Source organism: Escherichia sp. 93.1518 (genome assembly GCF_013368915.2).
In the GTDB taxonomy this organism is placed as follows: domain Bacteria; phylum Pseudomonadota; class Gammaproteobacteria; order Enterobacterales; family Enterobacteriaceae; genus Escherichia; species Escherichia ruysiae.
In genome coordinates, this window is record NZ_JABWMT020000126.1 from 1 (window position 1) to 266 (window position 266).

The following is a 266-nucleotide window of genomic DNA, read 5'->3' on the forward strand; positions in this document are numbered from 1 at the left end:
TCTGCTGGGATACTGGCGGGATTGACCCGACCATTGTGTATGAACGCTCGAAAAAACATGGGCTGTTCCGGGTGATCCCCATTAAAGGGGCATCCGTCTACGGAAAGCCGGTGGCCAGCATGCCACGTAAGCGAAACAAAAACGGGGTTTACCTTACCGAAATTGGTACGGATACCGCGAAAGAGCAGATTTATAACCGCTTCACACTGATGCCGGAAGGGGATGAACCGCTTCCCGGTGCCGTTCACTTCCCGAATAACCCGGAT

At 53.4% G+C, this 266-nt stretch carries 1 protein-coding gene; it reads left to right on the forward strand.

The features are described from left to right. The coding region (locus HEN21_RS22740) for a terminase gpA endonuclease subunit (protein WP_183082972.1) at positions 1 to 266 on the forward strand (266 nt) is incomplete at both ends.